The sequence below is a fragment of the Nonomuraea sp. NPDC050153 genome, from assembly GCF_044460125.1.
In the GTDB taxonomy this organism is placed as follows: Bacteria; Actinomycetota; Actinomycetes; order Streptosporangiales; family Streptosporangiaceae; genus Nonomuraea.
In genome coordinates this window covers 206,321-226,418 of the sequence record NZ_JBITJQ010000002.1, presented here as the reverse complement: position 1 = coordinate 226,418, position 20,098 = coordinate 206,321, and the positions used below count along the sequence as shown (strand labels likewise).

Genomic DNA, 20,098 nt, shown 5'->3' with positions numbered 1-20,098 from the left:
AGGAGCACGTTATGACCGGTTCAACATGAAGCAGGTCCACCTGGCCGCGCACTTCCCCGGCGTCAACAACACCACCGTCTGGGCCGACCCCCGCTCCCGCAGCCAGATCGACTTCACGTCGTTCGCGCAGCTGGCCCGCACCGCGGAGCGCGGCAAGTTCGACTTCTTCTTCCTGGCAGAGGGCCTGCGGCTGCGCGAGCTGAAGGGCCGCATCCACGACCTGGACGTGGTCGGCCGCCCCGAGTCGCTCACCGTGCTGGCCGCGCTCGCGGCCGTCACCGAGCGGCTGGGGCTGGCCGCCACCGTCAACGCGACCTTCAACGAGCCGTACGAGCTGGCCAGGCGGCTGGCCACGCTCGACCACCTCAGCGCGGGCCGGGCCGCCTGGAACGTGGTCACCACCTCCGACGCCTTCACCGGCGAGAACTTCCGCCGCGGCGGCTACCTGGACCGTTCCGAGCGGTACATGCGGGCCGAGGAGTTCGTCCGGGTCTCGCGCGAGCTGTGGGACTCCTGGCGGCCCGACGCCGTGCTCGCCGACCAGGAGAGCGGGCGGTTCCTGCGGCCCGGGTCCGTCTCGGCGGTCAGCCACCAGGGCCGCCACTTCACCGTCGAGGGGCGCTTCAACGTCCCGCGCGGCCCGCAGGGGCACCCCGTGGTCATCCAGGCGGGGGACTCCGACGAGGGCAGGGAGTTCGCTGCGGCCAACGCCGACGTCGTCTTCAGCCGCCACGGCACGCTGGAGGAGGGTCGGGCCTTCTACACCGACGTCAAGCGCCGCCTGGCCGCGTACGGGCGGGAGCCGCACCAGCTCAAGATCATGCCGGCGGCGACGTTCGCGCTCGGCGACACCGACGCCGAGGCGGCCGAGCGCGCCGGCGAGATCCGCCGCCAGCAGGTGGGGCCGCAGACCGCGCTCGCCTTCCTGGAGCAGGTCTGGGGCCGGGACATGTCCGCGTACGACCCCGAAGGGCCGCTGCCCGACGTGGAGCCCGCCGTCGAGCAGGGAGTCTCCCAGGGCCGGGTGCAGGTGGCCGACCGCGTCGACGTGGCCCGGCGGTGGCGGGCCGTGGCCGAGGAGAAGGAGCTGAGCATCCGCGAACTGGTGATCCACATGACCGGGCGGCAGTCGTTCGTGGGCTCGCCCGCGACCGTGGCCGCGCAGATCGAGGAGTTCGTGCGCACGGACGCCGCCGACGGGTTCATCCTGGTCCCGCACCTCACGCCGGGCGGGCTGGACGACTTCGTGGACAGGGTGGTGCCGCTGCTGCAGGAACGCGGCGTCTTCCGTACCGACTACGCGGGCGCCACGCTCCGCGACCACCTCGGGCTGGGAGACGCGGCATGACGCGGGCGCCCCTGCACCTGGCCGTCGCGCTCGACGGCGCGGGATGGCATCCGGCCGCCTGGCGGGACCCGGCCGTCGACGCGCGGGAGCTGTTCACCGCCCGCCACTGGGCCGGGCTCGTGGCCGAGGCCGAGCGCGGGCTGCTCGACTTCGTCACCATCGAGGACGCCCTGGGCCTGCAGACCTCGCGCCTCGACGGGCCCGACGACCGCACCGACCAGGTGCGCGGCCGGTTCGACGCGGTGCTGCTCGCGGCGGCGCTCGCGCCGCTGACCACGAGCATCGGGCTGGTGCCCACGGCCACGACGACGCACACGGAGCCGTTCCACGTGGCCACCGGCATCGCGAGCCTGGACCACGTCAGCCTGGGGCGCGCGGGCTGGCGGGTCCAGGTCTCGGCCCGCGCCTGGGAAGCGGCCCACTTCGGCCGCAGGGAGATCCCAGCGCTCATCCCCAAACGGGACACGGCGGGCCGGTGGGAGCCCGACGAGCGGGCCCGGCGGCTGATCGCGGACCTCTTCGCGGAGGCGGCCGACGCCGTCGAGGTGGCCAGGCGGCTGTGGGACAGCTGGGAGGACGACGCCGAGATCCGCGACGTGGCCACCGGCCGGTTCATCGACCGCGACAAGCTCCATTACATCGACTTCGCCGGGTCCGGGTTCTCCGTCAAGGGGCCGTCGATCACGCCCAGGCCGCCGCAGGGGCAGCCGGTCGTGGCCGTGCTCGACCACGGCGGGTCGCCGGTGCCGTACGAGCTGCCCGCCCGCTCCGCCGACGTCGTCATCGTCACCCCGCACGGCCGCGACCACGCTCGGGACATCGTCGAGCAGGTCAGGAGCCTGCCCAGGGACGGGCGGCCGCTCAAGATCCTGGCCGACCTGCTCGTCCACGTCGGCGACGACGCGGCCGACCGCAGGGCCCGGCTCGACGAGCTCGCTCCGCCGCCCGAATCCGACGCCTGCACCTTCACCGGCACCGCCGCCGAGCTGGCCGACCTGCTGCTGGACTGGCAGGAGGCCGGGGTCGAGGGGTACCGGCTGCGGCCCGGCGCCGTGCCGCGCGACCTGTCGGCGATCACCCGCGAGCTGGTCCCCGAGCTGCAGCGGCGCGGTGCTTTCAGGAGCCGGTACGAGGCCGCCACCCTGCGCGGGCACCTCGGGCTGCCGCAAGCGATCAACCGTTACGCCTCCCAGAAAGCTGACATTGCGTGAAATTTCTGGCCATCACGTTGATTGTTCATGACGGCCGCAAGCCCACCACCGAGCGCTTCCGCGAGGTCGTCTCCAACGCGGTCCTGGCCGAGGAGCTCGGGTTCGACGGGTTCGGGGTGGGGGAGCGGCACGAGCGGCCGTTCATCTCCTCCTCGCCGCCCGTGGTGCTCAGCCACATCGCCGCCAGGACCTCCCGCATCCGGCTGTTCACCGCGGTCACCACGCTCAGCCTGCTGGACCCGGTCCGGGCGTACGAGGACTACGCCACCCTCGACCACCTGTCCGGCGGCCGGCTCGAACTGATCATCGGCAAGGGGAACGGCGCCGCCCAGGCCCAGCTCTTCCACGTCACAGCCGAGGACCAGTGGGAGCGCAACCGAGAGTCGTACGAGCTGTTCCGCAGGCTGTGGCGGGAGGACAAGGTCACCTGGGAAGGGCGGTTCAGGCCGTCGCTGACCGAGGCCGAGACCTGGCCGCGCCCGCTCCAGCGGCCGGTGCGCGTCTGGCACGGCAGCGCCACCAGCAAGGAGTCGGCCGACCTGGCCGCGCGCTTCGGCGACCCGCTCTTCTCCGCGAACGTCACCAACCCCATCGAGCCCTACGCCGAGCTGATCGACCACTACCGGGAGCGCTGGGCGCACTACGGGCACGACCCGGCCGAAGCCCTGATCGGCGCCGGCACCGCGGGCTACTACGCCGCGAAGACCTCCCAGGAGGCCGTGGAGACGTACCGGCCGATCTTCGAGGCCCGCCAGGAGAGCTTCAGGCGCTACGGGGCGCCGCCCGTCTTCCACTCGCTGGAGGACGCCATCGAGCGCAGCTCCATCCTGGTCGGGAGCCCGCAGCAGATCATCGACAAGGTGCACCGCTACCACGACCGGTTCGGGCACGAGGTGATGCACCTCCACGCGGACGCCGACGGGCTGACGGACGCGCAGCACCGCTCGGCGCTGGAGCTGTTCCAGTCGGACATCGCTCCGGTGCTGCGCAAGGAGATCCCCAGCAGGCCGTTCCCGGGAGGTTCCTCATGACCGTATCTCTGTCCGTCCTCGACCTGGCGCCGATCCCCTCCGGCGGGACCGCCCGGGACGCGATCCGCAACACCGTCGACCTGGCGCGGCAGGCCGAGTCCTTCGGCTACCGCCGGTACTGGCTGGCCGAGCACCACTTCGCGGCGGGGGTGGCCGGCTCGGCGCCCGCCGTGCTCATCGGGCTGGTGGCCGCGGCGACCGGCCGGATCCGGGTCGGCTCGGGAGCCGTGCAACTCGGGCACCAGACGCCGCTGGCGGTGGTGGAGCAGTTCGGCCTGCTGGACGCGGCCCACCCGGGCCGCATCGACCTGGGCCTCGGCCGCTCCGGGCAGCGCCGCGCCGAACTCGCCCGCCACTCCGGACGTCCTCCGGCTCCCCCCGCGCGGGTGGTCGACGGGTTGCTCATCCCGCCCCCGTTCGACTTCTCCGCGCTGATCAGGGCGGCGCCGCACCTCGCCGTCCAGGCGTCGCTCCTGCAGCAGCCCGGCGCCGAGACGCCGGACTTCGCCGACCAGGTCGACGACGTCCAGTCGTTCCTGGCGGGCACCTACACCTCCTCCGACGGCCGGACCGCCCATGCGATCCCGGGCGAGGGCGCGGACGTCGAGGTGTGGATCCTCGGCAGCAGCGGCGGCCAGAGCGCGCGGGTGGCGGGGGAGCGGGGCCTGCCGTTCGCCGCCAACTACCACGTCAGCCCGGCCGGCGTCCTGGAGGCCGTGGAGGCGTACCGGGAGGCGTTCAAGCCGTCCGACGTCCTGGCGGAGCCGTACGTGATCGTGTCCGCGGACGTCGTCGTGGCGGAGGACGAGGCCCGGGCGCGGGAGCTGGCCAGGCCCTACGGCCTGTGGGTACGCAGCATCCGCACCGGGCAGGGCGCGATCCCGTACCCCACTCCGGAGGAGGCCGACGCCCACGTGTGGACCGAGGAGGACAGGACGCTGGTGGCCGACCGCCTCGACACCCAGTTCGTCGGCGGCCCGAAGGCGGTGGCGGACGGGCTGCGGGTGCTCCAGCGGGTCACGGGGGCGGACGAGCTGCTGATCACCACCATCACGCACGGCCACGCCGACCGCGTCCGCTCGTATGAGCTGCTCGCGGGCGCCTGGGGATAATTCATGTATGTCTGGTAGGAAAAGTTGACTTTAGCGACGGAGAACCGTAGTTTCTTGGGCATGGGCCTTTACCTGACCCGGCGCCCGCACGTGGACTTCGGCCACGTCGCCAGCGCGCAGTGTCGCTGATCACGTTCGCCACAACCCCTCTCCTTCCCTCAGAGGAAACATCGTGATCAAGACCAGACATGCCCTCCTGGCCGCTTTGGTGTCCGCCGTCCTGGCGGCCTGCGGCACGGCCCAGGCGAACCCCCAACAAGAGGTGAAGGTGCTGCGCTACCAGGGCAGCGCCGGCAACGTCACCTTCCCCGAGCTGGCCGAGGAGCTCGGCTATCTCGGCGACGTCAAGCTGAAGTGGGTCGGCAACACCACCTCCGGCCCCCAGGACATCCAGTCGGCCGCGACCGGGCAGACCGACTTCGGCGGCGCCTTCAACGGCGCCATCGTCAAGCTCAAGGCCGCCAAGGCGCCGATCAAGGCGGTGATCGGCTACTACGGCTCCGACCAGGACACCTACAACGGCTACTACGTCAAGCAGGACAGCCCGATCAGGTCCGCCCGCGACCTCATCGGCAAGAAGATCGGCGTCAACACCCTCGGCGCGCACCACGAGGCCGTCATCAAGGAGTACCTCAAGCGCGAAGGGCTGACGCCCGAGGAGGTCAAGCAGGTCCAGCTCGTGGTGATCCCGCCGGTCAACACCGAGCAGGCCCTGCGCCAGGGGCAGCTCGACGTCGGCACCCTCGGCGGCGTGCTCAGGGACAAGGCACTCGAACGGGGCGGCCTGCGCCCCCTGTTCAAGGACGTGGACCTGTTCGGCCCGTTCACCGCCGGGTCCGTCGTGCTCCGCGAGGACTTCATCGCCCGCAACCCCCACACCGTCAAGACGTTCGTGACCGGATTCGCGAAGGCCATCGAGTGGGCGCAGACCCACTCGCGCGAGGAGGTCGTCACCAAGTTCCAGCAGATCATCGCCAAGCGCGGCCGCAACGAGAGCGCCGACACCGTGCGGTTCTGGAAGAGCACCGGCATCGCCGCCAAGGGCGGCGTCATCGCCGACCAGGAGTTCAAGACCTGGATCGACTGGCTGGAGCGCGAGGGCGAGATCAGGCCCGGCCAGGTCAAGGTCTCCGACCTCTACACCAACCAGTTCAATCCCTATGCCGGCGGGAGCGGGGCATGACCAAGATCAGCATCCGGAACGTGACCAAGACCTTCCAGGTCAGGGACGCCGACCGGCCGTTCACCGCGCTCTCCGGCATCGACCTCGACGTGCGCGAGGGCGAGTTCCTCACGCTCGTCGGCCCCAGCGGCTGCGGCAAGTCCACCCTGCTCGACCTCATCGCCGGGCTGACCGCGCCGACGTCCGGGGAGATCCTCATCGACGGCGCGCAGGTCTCCGGACCCGGGCTCGACCGGGGCATCGTCTTCCAGCAGTACGCGCTCTTCCCCTGGCGCACGGCCCGGTCCAACGTGGAGTTCGGGCTGGAGGCCAAGGGCGTGCCCAGGAAGGAGCGGGCGCGGCGGGCCCGCGAGCACCTCGCGCTCGTGGGGCTGGCCGGGTTCGAGGAACGCTACCCGCACGAGCTGTCCGGCGGCATGCGCCAGCGGGTGGCCATCGCGCGCAGCCTCGCGTTCGACCCCGACGTGCTGCTGATGGACGAGCCGTTCGCCGCCCTGGACGCGCAGACCCGCGAGTCCCTGCAGGAGGAGCTCGTGCACGTCTGGGAGCAGACGGGCAAGACGGTCGTGTTCATCACGCACGGCATCGACGAGGCCGTCTACCTCGGGCAGCGGGTCGCCGTGATGACCTCCCGGCCTGGCCGGATCAAGGAGGTCGTCGACGTGCGCTTCGACTCCAGGGAGGGCGACCTGCGGGCGGACCCGGTGTTCGGCGAGTACCGCCATCGCGTGTGGGGGTTGTTGCGGGAAGAGGTCGCGGCGGCGCAGGTGCAGGAGCGGAAGGTGGCGACCGTCCGTGGCTGAACAGAAACTGCTCCCCGGCGACGTCCACCGGTACGACCTCCCTGACGACGCGGCCGCCCCGGCTCCGGCCCTGCCCCTGCCCCCGGCCCCGGCTTCGGTTTCGGTGGGGGCGCCGCGTCGGCGGTGGCTCGCCGGGCGGCTGCGGCGGGCGGTCACGAACTCCACCGCCATCCTGCTCCTTCTCGCCGCCTGGGAGGTGCTGCCCAGGCTCGGCGTGCTCGACCCCGTCTTCGTCCCGCCGCTCTCGGAGGACCTGGTCGCCTGGTACGACCTCGTCGCCGGCGGCCAACTCCCCGAGCACCTCGAAGCGTCGCTGGCCCGCTCGCTGTCCGGCTTCGGCCTGGCCATCGTGCTGGCGATCCCGCTCGGCCTGCTGATCGGCTGGTACAAGCCGGTCGCCGAGTTCCTCACCCCGCTGCTCGAACTGTTCCGCAACACCTCGGCGGTGGCCCTGCTGCCGGTGTTCACGCTGATCCTGGGCATCGGGGAGACGACGAAGGTCACGTTCGTGCTGTACGCGTGCGCGTGGCCGATCCTGCTCAACACCATCAGCGGCGTGAAGACCGTGGAGCCGCTGCTCATCAAGTCGGCCAGGTCGATGGGCCTCGGCCCGGTCCGCCTGTTCCAGAAGGTGATCCTGCCCGCCGCCGTGCCCACCATCTTCACCGGGGTGCGGCTGGCGGGCGCGTACTCGATCCTCGTCCTGATCTTCGCCGAGATGGTCGGCGCCAAGGCCGGGCTTGGGTATCTCATCCTCGACACCCAGTCCAGCTTCCGCATCCCCGACATGTACGCGGGAATCATCACGATCTCCGTACTCGGTCTTCTGTTCAACCTGCTCCTGGTCGGCGTCGAGCGCCGCTTCTCCACCTGGAGGACCACGTGACGAGAAAGCTCCACCTGAACGCCTTCCTCATGGGCGTCGGCCACCACGAGGCGGCCTGGAGACATCCCCGAACCGAGCCCGCCCGCCTCACCGACGTCCGCCACTACCAGGAGCTCGCCAGGATCGCCGAACGCGGCAAGCTCGACTCCGTCTTCCTCGCCGACGGCCTGGCGCTGCACGGCAACGTCAGGCACAACGCGCTCGGCGGCCTCGAACCCCTGACCCTGCTGTCGGCCCTGGCCGCCGTCACCGACCACATCGGCCTCATCGCCACCGTGTCGACGACGTACAACGAGCCCTTCCACGTGGCCCGCAAGTTCGCCTCGCTCGACCACATCAGCGGCGGCCGGGCCGGCTGGAACATCGTCACCTCCGCCGGCGAGGCCGAGGCCCGCAACTTCGGCCTCGTCCGACCCTCGCACGCCGACCGCTACGCCAGGGCCGACGAGTTCCTGGAGGTCGTACGGAAGCTGTGGGACAGCTGGGAGGACGACGCGGTCTTGAGTGATCGCACCGTCGGCCACTACGCCGACACCGGCAAGATCCACCCGATCGAGCACGCGGGCGAGCACTTCTCGGTCAGCGGCCCCCTGAACGCCTCCCGCTCGCCCCAAGGGCACCCGCTCCTGGTCCAGGCCGGGTCCTCGGAGGACGGCAAGGAGTTCGCCGCCCGCTACGCGGAGGCCGTCTTCACCGCCCAGCAGACCCTGCGGGAAGGGCAGGAGTTCTACGCCGACCTGAAGCGGCGGCTGGCCGCCTACGGGCGGCGGCACGAGGACCTGCTCGTCCTGCCCGGCATCTCGCCGATCATCGGCTCGACCGAGCACGAGGCGCTGCGCCTGGAGAAGGAGCTGGAGGACCTCATCATTCCCGCGTACGGGCTGGCGCAGCTCTCCAACCTGACCGGCATCGACCTCACCGAGGACGCGCTGGACCGGCCCCTGCCCGACATACCCGTCGAGACGGAGGGCGCGCAGAGCCGCCGCAAGCTCGTCGTGGACCTGGCCAGGCGCGAGAACCTCACGGTCAGGCAGCTCCTCAACCGCCTGGCGGGCGGCCGGGGCCACCGCGTGGTCGCGGGGACGCCGGAGCAGATCGCCGACCAGATCCAGGAATGGTTCCTGGCCGGCGCGGCCGACGGGTTCAACATCATGCCGCCGATCCTGCCCGGCGGCCTGAGCGACTTCGTCGACCACGTGGTGCCGGAGCTGCGGATCAGGGGGCTGTTCCGGCACGAGTACGAGGGACGCACGCTCCGGGAGAACTACGGCCTGTCAAGACCCCCGTCCCGGTACACCGCCGAGCTGCGGGAAGTCGCGGTGGCGCGATGAGCGTCGTGACACTCGTGGGCAACCCCCGGCCCGGCTCCCGCACGCTCTCGGTGGCCGCCTCCGCCGCCCGGGCCGTCGGCGACCGCCTCGGCGCCGCCTCGGGGGCGCACGAGGTGGTGGACCTGTCCGGGCTCGCGCCCCATCTGCTCTCACCCGACAAACACCCCGACGTGGGCGCGGCGCTGGAGCTGGTGGCCGGGGCGAACGTCCTCGTGGTGGCGAGTCCCACCTACAAGGGCACCTATACGGGGTTGCTGAAGTCGTTCCTCGACCGCCTGCCACCGGACGCGCTGGCAGGCACGGCGGCGCTGCCGCTCCTGGTCATGGGGGACCCCAAGCATTCGCTGGCGGTGGAGGTGCACCTGCGCCCGCTGCTGGTGGAACTGGGGGCCTTCGTCCCGACACCGGGGCTGGCGGTGCTGGAGTCGCAGATTCCAGAGCTGGGAGAGGTGGTGGCGGGGTGGGCCGATCGTGTGGCGACGCAGGTGGCCGCTGTGCTCAAGGAAGGGGCGCTTTCGTGACCGAGACGGTGGCCGCCAGAGAGGCCAGACGAGCCAGAGAGGCCCGCCAGGCCCGCGACGCGCGACGCAACGCAGAGACCCGCCTCACCAGAGACCCCCGCCCATCCCCGGACCCCCGCCCAGCGACAGACACTCACCCGGCCCTGGATTCGCGTCCGGCCACTGACGCTCGCCCAGCTCCCGACTCTCCTCCAGAGGCCGGCTCTCGCCTTGGGCACGAGATCCGCCTGGCATCCGAGGCGCCGACAGTGCCTGAGCCGCGCCCGGCGGCGCCTCCGCCACCGGCGAGCGGCGCGGTCGACGCCGCCGGGTTCCGCCAGGCGCTCGCCGTACACGCCGCCGGGGTCGTCATCATCACGGCCCAGACCGACGGCATCCCCGTCGGGCTCACGGCGACATCCTTCTCCTCCGTAAGCCTCGACCCACCGCTGGTGTCCTTCTACGTCGACCGGTCCTCCACCACCTGGCCCTGGCTGCGCTCCGCGGACCACTTCGCGGTCAACGTCCTGGCCAGCGACCAGGCCGACCTGGCGGCCAGGTTCGCGCGCAAGGACATCGACCGGTTCGCCGAGCCCACCCGCTGGCGTCCGGGCACCCTGGGCGCGCCCCTGCTCCAGGACGTCTCCGCCCACCTCATCTGCCTCCCGCGCGAGACGGTGGACGTCGGCGACCACATCCTGGTGGTCGGCCTGGTAGCCGAGGCCAGGGTGCACAGCGCAGGCCGTCCCCTCATCTACCACCAGGGCCGCTTCGGCCGCTTCATCGCCCACCCATAGAGCAACCATCCAGCGCACGCGGCCGTCCGGCACACCGCCGGGCGGCCGCCTCACCCGTCCCCGAACCGGTCGTGACCCTGCTCCTGGCCAATGCCGACGAGTTCGGCCTCGCCGGAGAGCATGATGAAGTCGGTCGCGTGCATCTGGAACGACTTCGACGGCTCACCGACGGGGTGGCCTGCGGCCTTGGGGGAGGGACCGGACTTGCCGGTGTCGTGCAGCCGTCGGACGGAAACGGTCAGCATGACCCCGGGCACCGGCGGTTACTGGTATCACCAGCGGGTGCAGACGCCACACCCCGCGTCGCAAGACGAGGATTTCCAGGCTCGCCTCATTCACGTCCTGGAGAGCCACACGGGCGTCCCGCTCGACCGACCCTCACGGTGATCGGCGACAGCGTGAAGCCGCCGGTCACCTCCAAGATCGTTTCGGTGGGGTCCTCAGCCCGTGGCGCCGCAGAACGCCTTGGCGGCGATGCCCATGACCTCCTGCGTGGACGGGTTGCGGGTGGAGGGGTTGATCGACATGGTCAGCGACTTGCCCGAGTCCGAACGGAACGCGAACGTCAGATACCCGATCAGCTCGCCGCTGTGACCCCACACCGTGCCGCACGGCAGCGTGTACGCCTGCAGTCCCAGTCCATAGCCGAACCCAGCTTCCGTCTCGACGGTCGTCCGCATGGCCCGCAGCGATGCGGCGCTGGTCAGCTTGCCGTTCAGCAGGGCGGACATGAACCGCTCCAGATCCGCCGTGGTCGAGATCATCTCGCCCGCCGCCCAGTCGAGCGAGGGATTCATCCGCGTGGCGTCCACCAGGTCGGGCATCGGCTCGTACCCCTTGGCATGCGGCGACGGCACTCCAGCCCGGTTGCCCGGCACCAGCGTGTGGCGCAGGTTCAGCGGGCGCAGGATGCGGCGCGCGACCTCCTCGCCGTAGGACCGGCCCGTCAGCTTCTCCACCAGCAGCCCGAGCACCACGTAGTTGGTGTTGGAGTAGTGCCACTCGCCGTCGTCGGGCAGTTCCTTGGCGAAGGCCACTTTCAGCAGTTCACGTGGCTGGTAGGAGCGGAACCGCGCCGCGCCGCGCCACCGGTTGGTCGAGTAGCCCGGCTCGCTCATGTAGTCGTACAGATGGCTGGTGTGGTTGAGGAGCCGGCGGACCGTGATGCGGTCCCCACCCGGGACCAGGCCCGGCACGTACTGGTCGACGGGATCGTCGAGCCGCACCTTGCCCTCGTCGACGAGCTGGAGCACCACGGTCGCGACGAATGTCTTGGTGACACTGCCGATCCGGAAGTACCCGTTGGGCGAGGGTCGCCCGCCGCGCTCGATGTCGCGCACTCCCGCGGCGCCGGACCAGGTCCGCCCTCCGTCGGAGACCCGCGCCAGAGCGGCGGTGGCCCCCTTGCCGTCCACGATCTTCTCCAACTCGGGGCCCACCCCGGCGCCCTGACCACCCGTCGCAACAGTTACCGCTACCAGCGCGTTCATCAGCATCTGCATCATGGGGCTCAACGCTAGGGAAGGCCGACCCGCGGCAGAATGAGGTGCTCTGCCTTGTTGCCCTGCGGAAAACCGCAGGCCGGCACGGGCAGATCACCTGCCGCCCGACGCCTGGCGTCCGGCAACTCGGCGGCGTGCCCGGCGTTCACGCACCGGACGACGTCGAGTGTACGGACACGCGGATGGCCCCGGCCACGTCATCGGGGCCGGGGCCACACACAAGGAGAGGTCAGGCGGCGATCGGGGAGTACGCGGCCGCGTCACCCTTCAGCACGACGCTGGGCCGGCCGTCCACGCCCACTGGCACGTCCCCCGCGATCGTGACCCGATGCAGCCGCCTCGGACGGTCGCCGAAGTCGTGCACCACCCGGTGCTGCGTCGCCCGGTTGTCCCAGATGGCGACGTCGCCGGGCGCCCAGCGCCAGCGCACCGTGTTCTCCACCTCGGTGACGTGCTCCTGGATCAGCCGGATGAGCGAGGAGGACGTGTGCGCCGACAGCCCCACCAGCCGCTTGGCGAAGTCCCCGAGCAGGATCGAGCGCTCGCCGGTCTCCGGGTGCACCCGCACCACGGGGTGCTCGGTCTCGAACACCGTGGAGGCGAACACGTCGGCCTGCCTCCGTGCCCGCTCGGGATCGTCGGAGGCGGCGATGCGGGCGTAGTCGTGCTGGTTGGTGTGTACGGCCCGCAGCCGGTCGAGCAGATCCCGCAGCTCGGCGGGCAGGTGCTCGTACGCGGCCACGGTGTTGGTCCACAGCGTGTCGCCGCCGGCCTCCGGAACGGTGACGGCCCGCAGCACCGACGCCAGCGGTGGCCGGTCCACGAACGTCACATCCGTGTGCCAGCGGTCCACCTTCTGGCCGCTGCTGTAGTCGAGGTCGAGAACGTGGTCGTTCCCGTCGAGCGAGGGGACGGTCGGGTGCGCGGCGGTCGGTTCGCCGAGCAGCCGGGCGAAGGCCACCTGGCTCCGCTCGTCGAGATGGTCTTGCCCGCGGAAGAAGACCACCTTGTGGCCGAGCAGCGCCAGGCGGATCTCCGCGACGACGTCGGCAGGCAGATCGCCGCCGAGCCGCACGCCGGAGATCTCGGCGCCTATCCGGCCGGCGACGGGGACGATGGACAGGGATGACATGGGATTCTTCCTTCCGTAAGAGGGTTTGCCGTCGATCGGAAGGAAGGACAGAGCGCGCTGGCCACGCGGCAGAAGTCCACGTGGCCCCGGATGGTCAGAGCCGTGGTCGTCACGCTCCCAAACGTAGATCGCCCCACCCGTAAAGTCAACTCAATTGGTAGGCAATTAGGGTAATGCTGGGCTGCGCAGCCGATCGATCACCGACAGGGCGCATGCCCCTCACGGCTGTTCGCGGCGCCAAGGATCGTGGCCTCGTCAGTGGGTACGGGTTTCCTCCGGAGCCAGGAGCGTCTCGTAATGAGCCGAGCGCTCATCGAAGCGAGCCAGTACAGCACGAGCCTCGGGTGGGACGTGCGCGACCTCGTAGTCATCGCCGGTGAACGCTTTGATGTTGTCGATCGAGTCGAACAACATGATCGTGGAGAACTCGACCTCGCCGTCCTCGAGCGTACGGCGCAGCAGGTAGGCGCCCTGATACCCCTCGAGACCACGGCCGGCGATGGCCGGCAGTACCTCCGTGCTCACAACACGCTGATACGCGTCGGCGTTCTCGGGTGTGGTCCACCCTTTCCATACACGTGCAATCATGACCGAAACCCTTCGTCTATGCCTGACGGCTACATTCCCGGTTCTTCTCGGCTCGTCTGTGTGGGCGGCGATGAGCCGGTCGTTGTTGTGGGGGTGCGCGTGCCGGAGCCGCCCCCTGGGCGTCAGCTCGTGCTGAGTGGTGCGCTCTCCTCGGCGTCGAGCTGGTGGTCCGCCCAGATGTAGCTCTCGGGAAGCAGGTCTGTGACGGGCACCATCCGGAGGCCGTCCTTTGTCCCGACGATGATCTCGAGGGCTGGGAAATAGTCAAGAAGGACCTGGCGGCAGCGGCCACAGGGAGGCACGACGCCTCGGTCGCGGTCACCCACGGCGACGACGGTGTCCAGGTCATAGGCACCCTGGGTGGCAGCGGTGCCGATCAGGACCAGCTCCGCGCAGGGGCCTCCGGTGAAGTGATAGGCGTTCACCGCAGTGATGATCCGGCCGTCTCGGGCGCGGGCCGCGGCCGCCATGGTGTGGTTGTCGCCCCGGCAGCGGGTGGCCGCGACGTGCGCGGCTGCCCGGATCAGTTCGTGGTCGACACGGTCGGTCTGTGCGGTCATCTTCCCTGCCTCTTGTACGGTCAGGCGACGTTGGAGCGTAGGCGCCGGTCGTCGACGTGGCGGTCTCGCCAGATGGGGTAGCGGCGGATCATGCTGCCCTGCTGGCGATCTCGATGTTGTTCGCCGCGGCCCGGGTGCCGACCCGCCGGCAATTCTGCCCTGTCGGCCCGACGTGTGCGCATGTGGACCGGCCACGCCGAGTTCGGCGTGGCTCGGTTCACGCTCCACCTGATGTACGACCCTTTCAAGGCGTACAGGTCCCCCGTCTACTGAGCCGGCTTGGCCTTGGCAGCCGCCCCGGCCTGCCCACCGCAGAACACCTCCTGGACGAGCCCGTCCACCAGCTTCTGGAAGTCCTTGGCCGGGCCCCTGGTGGCCTCGTCCACCCAGGTCACCGAGGCGGTCAGGGTCTTGCTGCCGGCGACGAGGGCTCCCATGCGGCGCAGCGGCTGTTCGTCGGTGAGCAGTTCCTGGAAGACTTCCCGGAGCGCTTCGGCGGCCGTATCGTGCCCGCGCCGCAATGCGACCTGGGCTCGGGTGTGCAGCATGGTTCAGCAGCCAGCATCAGGCCGGTCGGACCGGCACCCACAATGATCACATCGCCGGCAGGGACCTGCGCAGATGTACGTGATCATGATCGAACGCCTCGCGCAGGCCGGCCGGTTCGTCATAACCGCCCCGCCGTACCCGAACGCCCTGCGGGGCCCGCGCCGGTCCGCCACCCCCGGTCGCCGGTTCGCGGACGGGCCTTTGGGATACTCCCGCGCATGAGTACAGACGCGGCGCAGCACGGGATCGGACCAGGCCACCCTGTGCCGACCTGGACGCTGCGTCGCGCGGAGCCGGAAGACGTCGAGCCGATCGCGGAGCTGCGCGCGACGGTCCTGCGCGCCGACCTGCAGCGGCTGGGCCGCTTCGACGAGCACCGGGTCCGCCAGCGGTTCCGGGACTCCTTCTCCCCGGACCACACGTCGATCATCGAGGCGGGCGGCGGCTTCGCGGGCTGCGTGACATTGCGCCCGGCCGAGGACGGATGGTGGCTGGAGCACTTCTACCTCGCCCAGGATCTCCAGGGCCGCGGCCTCGGCTCGGCCGTGCTGCGGGAGCTGCTGGGACGGACGGACGCCGAACGCGCGACCGTCCGGCTGAACGTCCTGCGGGGGAGCGCGGCGCAACGGCTGTACGAACGCCACGGGTTCACGGTGGAGACCCAGGACCCGGTCGACGTCTTCATGGTGCGGCAGCCGGTGGCGAACACCCCAGGAAAGTGAGAGCCCGGGGCCCGAGCGGTCAGTAGGTGCTCGATCTCTGACCTGCGGGTAAAGACGCGGCCGCGCCTGGTGCGGCGGCAAGCCAAGAGCGAGAGCGAAGTGTCCCCGGGGCGGTCGGTCGCACGCGAGGCAGCGGTCTGCGAGGAACACCGACACCCATATCATCAGAGATGATCTCGTTTGATACTGTATTATCTGAAATGAAATGCGACTCAGCGCTGTGGAGCGAGAGGACGGACCATGAGCGTTGCCTACCGCCGGAGATCGACCTCCTCGGCATTCGCGGTTTCAGCGAGGCCGACTCGCCGGGTGGTCACGGCCATGAGAGGCGTCGAGCCATGACGGGCGACGAGGAAACGCGCCCCCCGTCGCCGAGCCGGCCTGACGGGGGCCCGAAGCCGGTGGGCCTGCGCGCCCTTCCCCGTCCCGTGGCGGTGGTGGTAGGGGGCGGCGGAGTGCTCGGAGCCGCGCAGGTCGGGCTCGGGTACGCGTTGGAGCAGCGAGAATTCGTCCCGGACCTGATCGTCGGAACCTCGGTGGGCGCCCTCAATGGAGCCATCGCAGCCGCCCACCCCGGCAAGGCCGCACCGTGGCTGGACCACGTGTGGACCCACGTGCGTCGCCGTGAGGTGTTTCCGCTCGACGTCCTGTCCGCGCGGGCGAGCCTCTTCGCCGATCGCGGCCTGCGCAGGCTGATCGCCCGGGCCGAGCTGCCGTCGCGAATCGAACAACTGGAGGTCCCCTTCATCGCGGTGGCCATGGATCTTGCCACCGGCGCTCAGGCGCTGCTCGACCACGGAGATCTCGAGTCCGCGCTGCTGGCCAGTGCGGCCATTCCGGGGGTCCTGCCCCCGGTGCATCGGGAAGGCCGGACGCTCGTCGACGGCGGCGTCGTGGCCTTTGTCCCAGTACGAGCGGCCCTGCAGGCAGGGGCGGCCAGCGTGGTGGTGCTGTCGACGGGGCCGCAGAGCTGGCCGCCGAGCTCACCCATCCCGCCCCTGCGGGCCCGCGCGGTCGTCGCCAGGGCAGGGCTGCTGCTGTTGCACCAGCAGATCGAGCGCGACCTGCACGAGGTGTCCAGACAGATTCCGACCGTCGTGCTGCCGACCGGTGTCGAGACCTGGCCCGCCCCGTGGGACTTCGGCCAGTCCCGGCGGCTGATCACCACTGCTTGCCTCACAGCGGGCCGCTTCATCGATGAGCTGTGCGTCAACGGGTGCGGCCTGTATCAGGTCGACGATCCCCCGGCGACATCGGCCGGCCAGGGCAAGGCACGCACCGCCGTAGGGGAGGCCGACTGATGAGCACCATCGCGTTCCTCAACATCACCATGCATGGGCACGTCAACCCGACGCTTCCGGTCGCAGCCGAGCTTGTCCGCCGTGGCCACTCCGTCACGTATCACACCTCGCCCGCGTTCGCGAAGAAGATCGAGGCCACCGGCGCGACCGTCTGCCTCTACCCCGGGGATGATCCCCCGCTCCCCGATCCGCCGATTCCGCTCACGATGCTGGACGGGCTTGCGCGCACCTCCGTCGGTCTGCTGCCTGCTGTGCTTTCCGACCTACGTCGCATCCGGCCTGATCTGATCGTCCACGGCGCCGCCTGCCCCTGGGGCGCGGTCGCCGCCCGAGAACTCGAGGTGCCGGCGGCAGCGACGTTCACCACGTTCGCGTTCAACCGGTATGCGCCCAGCCCCACCCGCGCCTCCTGGGAACTGCTGGCCACGTCGGCGACCCGGCCCCGCAACGTCCAGGGCTATCTGCGGTCGCGGTGGGAGCTGCACCGCCGCTACGACACCCGCGGGTTGCCCCTGCTCGACCTGGCGAACATACGCCAGCCGCTCAACCTGGTCTTCACCTCGCGGGCATTCCAGCTCGGCGTCGACGCCTTCGACCAGTCCTACCAGTTCATCGGCCCAAGCATCGGCGCCCGTCTACCCGACCCGTCGTTCCCGGCCGATCGCCTGAAAGCCCCGGTGCTGTACGTCTCGATGGGGACGCTGGTCAATGCCGGTCCACGGCTGCTGAGCACCTTCGCCACCGCGCTCGCGCCACTGGGCGGCACCGTGGTCATCTCCACCGGGAAGACCGATCCAGCCGCGCTGGATCCGCTGCCGGAAAACGTGCTCGCTCGCCGCTTCGTACCGCAACCCCAGGTGCTGGCCCGCGCTGCGCTGTTCGTCACTCACGGTGGGATGAACAGCGTCAACGAGGCTCTGCACGCCGGGGTCCCGATGCTGGTGATCCCGCACGGAGCGGATCAGCCACTGGTGGCCCGGCGGGTGGTCGAGCTCGGCGCCGGCCTGTCGATCCGCACCCAGGACGCCGCCGCGGGACCCGTGAACGCCCTCGCCCGGCGGCTGCTCGACGAACCCGGCTTCCGGGCCGCGGCGGGCACCTTGCAGGTCGCCCAGCGCGAGGCGGGCGGGTATCTGCGCGGTGCCGACGAACTCGAACGCTACCTCCACCGGGTCGGCCGGGCCGGTCGGCCGGCTACGGCAGATTCGCCACAGGAGCGCTGACCGATGTCATCCATCGTCGCCGTCCTGCTGCTGCTCGCCGGGCTGTCCGAGGCCGCCGGGCGGATCCTGCCCCTGGTAGCCAGCCGACCCATCGACTCGCGGTCCCGTGCGGTCCTGCTACTGCTGTTCGGCGCCGTGGTCGAGGGCGCTGTGTTCGCGCTGTGGCCACTGACCGCATGGACCGTCGCCGAGCTGGTGCTGTCCCCTCCGCTGTCCGGCGTCGCCACGTTGACCTGGACACCCGGCCTGGTCGCCCCGCTGCTGCTCGCCGCCGTCCTCGCGTTCCCGCTGCTCGGGCCCTTGCTGCACCTGCTGCTCTTCGTGGGGGTCGGGGCCGGCCTCGTCGCCCCGCTCTCCGCGACAACCGGGGTGGGCTGGTGGGCTGCCGCGGGCTGCGTGGCCGTCGCCGGAGCCGGGCTGGCCGCCGCCGTCGACGTTGTCCGGCGCCTGGTCGCGAAGATCAGCGGCGCCGGGGCACGGGAACTGATCACATGATCGAGTTCCCGCTCCTTGTCCTGGTGCTCGGCCCGGTCCTGCTCGCCGAAGCTCTGCTCGCCCGCTACGAGGTGATGGCCTACACGGCCGGCTGGCGGACTCCTACCACCCAGCTCCCCCACGGCATGCCCTACGCCCGGGGCGCGGACCCCGACCGCCCTCCGGACGCCTTCCTGGTCTATCTGGACGGCATCGGCAAACGTCGCTTCACCGACACCCGGGACGGGGGCCAGCTGGTCAAGGCCCTGATCGCCAAAGCACCGGAACTGAGGGTGCTGGGGCAGGTGCAACCCTACTCTCCACTGGCCGACCCGCTCGTCAACCGGCCTGTGTGGGAGTGGCTTCGCCACCACATCGGGCTCCTGCTCTTCCTGCACAACGTCATGCAGATCTTTGTCGCTGCCGACCACCGGTACCGTCCCCTGTACAACCGCGCCGTGGGTGCCCAGATCGCCAAGCAACTGCGCCTGGCCGGTTACCGGCCCGACAGCGGCGTACCCGTGGTGCTGCTCAGCTACAGCGGTGGCGCCCAGGTCGCCACCGGCGCGGTTGAAGAACTGCACACCCAGCTGCGTGCCCCGCTCCTGTTGATCACTCTCGGTGGCTTCCACAACGGCGCCAACGATCTCACCCACGCCCATCATCTGCATCAGCTCACCAGCGACAGCGACTGGATCGAGCGGCTCAGCACCTGGATCTTCCCTCAGCGGTGGCGGCTGTTCCGCCGCAGTGGATGGAACCGGGCCGTCCGCGCCGGAAAGATCACCGCACACGGGCTCGACCCGGCCACCCATATGGGGCGGCGCAGCTACATCAGCCCGGACGCGCAGCTACCCGATGGACGCAGCTACCTCGACCGCACCGCCGACGCTGTGGTCGCACTCATTCGGCTCCACTGCGGCGCGACCGCTGCGCCCGCCCACCCTCCAGGCGCCTACCCGGTCAGCTGGAGGGTTTGAGGGTGTGGGCGATGTTGAGCCAGGTGGTGACGTCCGAGGCGGTGAAGTGGCGGATGGCCCAGTCCACCATGCGCAGGCTCATGTGTGCCCAGCAGGCCAGGGCCGCCGCCGGGTCCGGGGCGTGCGTCTGGAGGGCGGGGGTTCGGCGGGCCAGGTCGGGGGCGCGGTGGGTCAGGTCGAAGCGGAGGGTGAACAGGTCGAAGTCCGCGTGGCCGCGGGTGGCGCCGTCCCAGTCGATCACGCCGGTGACCCTGCCCGCCGCGTCCACCAGGACGTTCTCCGGGTGGAAGTCGGTGTGGACCAGGTCGTCGCCCTCCAGGGTGTCCGGGAACGCCCGGCCGATCTCCTCCACCTGGTCGAGCAGGTGGCGGGTGCGGCGGTCGTACGCGCGCAGCGGGCCGTGCAGGCAGAAGCCCGGCCCGTCCGCGCGCAGGTGGAGCCGGAGTGCCGGCAGGTCGGTGCGGCCGGCGAGCACGCCGCGGCACCGCCGGTTGATCTCCAGCATGTCCCGTACGGTCGCCGCCGTGGGGAGGCGTGCGATGGTGCCGGGGAGCAGCTCCTGGACGACGACCGGTGGGTGGACCAGCTCGTAGCGCGGCGCCGGGACGCCTGCCGCCCGCGCCACCGACAGCAGTTCGCTCACGTCGGGGCCGCGGGTCAGGACCGAGAGGTGGCCGTCGGGCCAGCGTACGTAGGCGGCGCCCACCTGGCCGCCGGGACAGGGGCTTTCGTAGGTAAGGGGTACGGGCAGTTCGGTCAGGTGCTCGTGGATGTCGAGTCGCGGTACGGGGGGAAATGTCACAAATGCCTCATATGTCGATAGGGGTGCCGGGGCACAGAAGTATGCCTGACCGGCCCATCCGAA

Annotated in this window: 22 protein-coding genes; 15 read left to right on the top strand and 7 right to left on the bottom strand. The window is 70.6% G+C overall.

Features of this window, described 5'->3' with window-relative positions; genetic code table 11:
- Window positions 1-25 precede the first annotated feature (25 nt).
- The 10 genes from ACIBQ1_RS05340 (at window position 26) to ACIBQ1_RS05295 (ending at window position 10,202) form a co-directional block, all read left to right on the top strand.
- Window positions 26-1,348, top strand: a complete 1,323-nt coding sequence (locus ACIBQ1_RS05340) for an NtaA/DmoA family FMN-dependent monooxygenase (RefSeq protein WP_397274746.1) — start codon at window positions 26-28, stop codon at window positions 1,346-1,348.
- A complete protein-coding gene (locus ACIBQ1_RS05335) occupies window positions 1,345-2,559 on the top strand; it encodes an LLM class flavin-dependent oxidoreductase (protein ID WP_397274745.1) in 1,215 nt (404 codons plus the stop codon). The genes ACIBQ1_RS05340 and ACIBQ1_RS05335 overlap by 4 nt, the downstream gene beginning before the upstream one ends.
- Window positions 2,556-3,590: an LLM class flavin-dependent oxidoreductase gene (locus ACIBQ1_RS05330; RefSeq protein ID WP_397274744.1), complete on the top strand. Its 1,035-nt coding sequence runs from the start codon at window positions 2,556-2,558 to the stop codon at window positions 3,588-3,590. The genes ACIBQ1_RS05335 and ACIBQ1_RS05330 overlap by 4 nt, the downstream gene beginning before the upstream one ends.
- A complete protein-coding gene (locus tag ACIBQ1_RS05325) occupies window positions 3,587-4,702 on the top strand; it encodes an LLM class flavin-dependent oxidoreductase (protein WP_397274743.1) in 1,116 nt (371 codons plus the stop codon). The genes ACIBQ1_RS05330 and ACIBQ1_RS05325 overlap by 4 nt, the downstream gene beginning before the upstream one ends.
- A 172-nt stretch (window positions 4,703-4,874) precedes the next feature.
- Window positions 4,875-5,885 carry an ABC transporter substrate-binding protein gene (locus ACIBQ1_RS05320; RefSeq protein WP_397274742.1) on the top strand — a complete coding sequence of 337 codons (1,011 nt, stop codon included), beginning with the start codon at window positions 4,875-4,877 and terminating at the stop codon, window positions 5,883-5,885.
- Window positions 5,882-6,688 carry an ABC transporter ATP-binding protein gene (locus ACIBQ1_RS05315; protein WP_397274741.1) on the top strand — a complete coding sequence of 269 codons (807 nt, stop codon included), beginning with the start codon at window positions 5,882-5,884 and terminating at the stop codon, window positions 6,686-6,688. The genes ACIBQ1_RS05320 and ACIBQ1_RS05315 overlap by 4 nt, the downstream gene beginning before the upstream one ends.
- The gene (locus tag ACIBQ1_RS05310) at window positions 6,681-7,574 is read left to right on the top strand and encodes an ABC transporter permease (RefSeq protein ID WP_397274740.1); all 894 of its coding nucleotides are present in this window, start codon (window positions 6,681-6,683) and stop codon (window positions 7,572-7,574) included. The genes ACIBQ1_RS05315 and ACIBQ1_RS05310 overlap by 8 nt, the downstream gene beginning before the upstream one ends.
- The gene (locus ACIBQ1_RS05305; RefSeq protein WP_397274739.1) at window positions 7,571-8,905 is read left to right on the top strand and encodes an LLM class flavin-dependent oxidoreductase; all 1,335 of its coding nucleotides are present in this window, start codon (window positions 7,571-7,573) and stop codon (window positions 8,903-8,905) included. Before ACIBQ1_RS05310 ends, ACIBQ1_RS05305 begins: the two co-directional genes overlap by 4 nt.
- Complete coding sequence (locus ACIBQ1_RS05300; protein ID WP_397274738.1) at window positions 8,902-9,426, top strand: NADPH-dependent FMN reductase; 525 nt, start codon at window positions 8,902-8,904, stop codon at window positions 9,424-9,426. Before ACIBQ1_RS05305 ends, ACIBQ1_RS05300 begins: the two co-directional genes overlap by 4 nt.
- Before the next feature lie 248 nt (window positions 9,427-9,674).
- Window positions 9,675-10,202 (top strand): flavin reductase family protein, encoded by a 528-nt coding sequence (locus ACIBQ1_RS05295; protein WP_397274737.1) that lies wholly within the window; start codon window positions 9,675-9,677, stop codon window positions 10,200-10,202.
- Window positions 10,203-10,252: 50 nt separating this feature from the next.
- Here the strand turns inward: ACIBQ1_RS05295 and ACIBQ1_RS05290 are convergent, their stop codons facing one another.
- The 6 genes from ACIBQ1_RS05290 to ACIBQ1_RS05265 all read right to left on the bottom strand — a co-directional run bounded on the left by ACIBQ1_RS05290 (window position 10,253) and on the right by ACIBQ1_RS05265 (window position 14,532).
- Window positions 10,253-10,447, bottom strand: a complete 195-nt coding sequence (locus ACIBQ1_RS05290) for a hypothetical protein (protein ID WP_397274736.1) — start codon at window positions 10,445-10,447, stop codon at window positions 10,253-10,255.
- A gap of 195 nt (window positions 10,448-10,642) precedes the next feature.
- Complete coding sequence (locus ACIBQ1_RS05285; protein WP_397274735.1) at window positions 10,643-11,707, bottom strand: serine hydrolase domain-containing protein; 1,065 nt, start codon at window positions 11,705-11,707, stop codon at window positions 10,643-10,645.
- Window positions 11,708-11,933: 226 nt separating this feature from the next.
- Window positions 11,934-12,836 (bottom strand): TauD/TfdA dioxygenase family protein, encoded by a 903-nt coding sequence (locus ACIBQ1_RS05280; RefSeq protein ID WP_397274734.1) that lies wholly within the window; start codon window positions 12,834-12,836, stop codon window positions 11,934-11,936.
- A gap of 255 nt (window positions 12,837-13,091) precedes the next feature.
- Entirely contained in the window at window positions 13,092-13,361 is a 270-nt protein-coding gene (locus ACIBQ1_RS05275) for a hypothetical protein (protein ID WP_397274733.1), read from the bottom strand.
- 185 nt (window positions 13,362-13,546) lie between these two features.
- Window positions 13,547-13,984 carry a cytidine deaminase gene (locus tag ACIBQ1_RS05270; RefSeq protein WP_397274732.1) on the bottom strand — a complete coding sequence of 146 codons (438 nt, stop codon included), beginning with the start codon at window positions 13,982-13,984 and terminating at the stop codon, window positions 13,547-13,549.
- A 266-nt stretch (window positions 13,985-14,250) separates the two neighbouring features.
- A complete protein-coding gene (locus tag ACIBQ1_RS05265; protein WP_397274731.1) occupies window positions 14,251-14,532 on the bottom strand; it encodes a hypothetical protein in 282 nt (93 codons plus the stop codon).
- Window positions 14,533-14,751: 219 nt separating this feature from the next.
- On the opposite strand from ACIBQ1_RS05265, the gene ACIBQ1_RS05260 reads away from it, so the two are divergent.
- From ACIBQ1_RS05260 to ACIBQ1_RS05240, 5 genes are all read left to right on the top strand, one after another.
- Window positions 14,752-15,255: a GNAT family N-acetyltransferase gene (locus ACIBQ1_RS05260; RefSeq protein ID WP_397274730.1), complete on the top strand. Its 504-nt coding sequence runs from the start codon at window positions 14,752-14,754 to the stop codon at window positions 15,253-15,255.
- A gap of 338 nt (window positions 15,256-15,593) precedes the next feature.
- The gene (locus ACIBQ1_RS05255) at window positions 15,594-16,556 is read left to right on the top strand and encodes a patatin-like phospholipase family protein (RefSeq protein WP_397274729.1); all 963 of its coding nucleotides are present in this window, start codon (window positions 15,594-15,596) and stop codon (window positions 16,554-16,556) included.
- Window positions 16,556-17,779: a macrolide family glycosyltransferase gene (locus ACIBQ1_RS05250; protein WP_397274728.1), complete on the top strand. Its 1,224-nt coding sequence runs from the start codon at window positions 16,556-16,558 to the stop codon at window positions 17,777-17,779. The genes ACIBQ1_RS05255 and ACIBQ1_RS05250 overlap by 1 nt, the downstream gene beginning before the upstream one ends.
- 3 nt (window positions 17,780-17,782) lie before the next feature.
- Window positions 17,783-18,274 (top strand): hypothetical protein, encoded by a 492-nt coding sequence (locus tag ACIBQ1_RS05245; RefSeq protein ID WP_397274727.1) that lies wholly within the window; start codon window positions 17,783-17,785, stop codon window positions 18,272-18,274.
- Window positions 18,271-19,233 (top strand): hypothetical protein, encoded by a 963-nt coding sequence (locus tag ACIBQ1_RS05240; protein ID WP_397274726.1) that lies wholly within the window; start codon window positions 18,271-18,273, stop codon window positions 19,231-19,233. The genes ACIBQ1_RS05245 and ACIBQ1_RS05240 overlap by 4 nt, the downstream gene beginning before the upstream one ends.
- On the opposite strand, the gene ACIBQ1_RS05235 is transcribed toward ACIBQ1_RS05240, so the two are convergent.
- Window positions 19,217-20,035 (bottom strand): phosphotransferase family protein, encoded by an 819-nt coding sequence (locus ACIBQ1_RS05235; RefSeq protein ID WP_397274725.1) that lies wholly within the window; start codon window positions 20,033-20,035, stop codon window positions 19,217-19,219. The genes ACIBQ1_RS05240 and ACIBQ1_RS05235 overlap by 17 nt on opposite strands.
- Between the last annotated feature and the right edge of the window lie 63 nt (window positions 20,036-20,098).